Origin of the sequence: Mesorhizobium sp. M1078, from assembly GCF_040318615.1 — a bacterium.
Classification (GTDB): Bacteria; Pseudomonadota; Alphaproteobacteria; order Rhizobiales; family Rhizobiaceae; genus Mesorhizobium.
Window position 1 is genome coordinate 1 of sequence record NZ_JAMYMP010000092.1, and the last position, 1,229, is coordinate 1,229.

The 1,229-nt window shown below is 64.0% G+C and carries 1 pseudogene; it reads right to left on the bottom strand.

Going from position 1 to position 1,229, the window contains the following annotated elements:
* Window positions 1-1,126 (bottom strand): annotated as a pseudogene (locus tag NKH38_RS33560) (integrase core domain-containing protein); the annotation flags it as partial.
* Window positions 1,127-1,229: the final 103 nt, after the last annotated feature.

Genomic DNA, 1,229 nt, shown 5'->3' on the forward strand with positions numbered 1-1,229 from the left:
TGCGGCGGACAAGCTTCATGCGGCGTGTGTCGATCATGCCGAGCGGGTGGGCATGGAATGAGAGTGTCCATTGTCCGTCTTCGGTCTCCAACGCAGCGACCGGTTCGCCCGCCAGCGCTTGCGAGACATATATGAAGCCGCCATTCCATCGGATCTCGCCATTGTGGCGCACGCGGCGGACCGAGGCCTCGGCCGGATAGACGGGCTCGGGTGGTGTCCTGGGCATGGCGCGCTGTGAGGACCGGTAGTGCTGGGCGGGCGTATGTATCCATGCCCAGCGCCTCATGGGGACGTTCCTCATTGTAGCTGTGGCGGAAGGTCTCGAAGGCCTGGCCCTGTGCCGTTCGGTCGGCTTCCGGTGCCTCGGCCATCGGCAGCATGGTCAGGTGAAAGCGCTCGTGACGTCCGTTCTGCTGTGGCCTGCCGGGTGCGATCCGCTCCAGGGTGATGCCGAGCTTGATGAAGCGCACGACAAGCGGCGTCAGCCCGGTGACGCCGGCTGATGCGAAGGGCGGGCCATTGTCGCTTCTGAAGCGATCCGGCAGGCCATGCTCTTCAAACAGCCGCTCAAACACCGGCCAGGCTTCGCTATCGGCCGTCGACCCCGTCGCTTCGAGCGCCAGAGATAGCGGCTCGACGCATCCATCACCGTCAAGGGTTCGCAACGCCAGCCGTCGCGGGTCCGGAACCAGCCCTTGTGATCGCCAGTCCACACCGCGTTCGGTTCTTGCGGCTGTGGCCAGGGTCCATTGCCGCAGGCCCGCAGGCGGGGTCGCTTGCGGGCGCGGACAAGCCCATGCCGCGCAAGGATCGCGCCGACCGTCGAGGCTGAAGGCCACATGAACTCGGGAGCCGTGCGCCTGAGCCGTGCCACGATCTTCTTTGGACCCCAAAGCGGATGCAGCTCCTTGGCCGCCACAATCCGCTCAACCAGATCCTGAGCTGTCGCCCGGCCATGATTGAGCGGGGCTCGCGGCAGGTCGTGCAAACCCTCAGGCCCAAACGTCCGATAGCGTCCTAGCCATTTGTAGCCGTTCTTGCGTGAGATCCCGTAGGCCGCACAAAGCGCAACCATCGTCTCATCCCCAGCAAGACACTCCACAACAAACCGTAGCCGCTCGTCCATGATGCCAGTCTCTCGTCAAACCATCGCCGGTCCTCCCGGCGAAGGAGAAAACTGTCACCCATGCTATCGGTCCATTCTGTTACCTATCTATCCGGTTCGGACA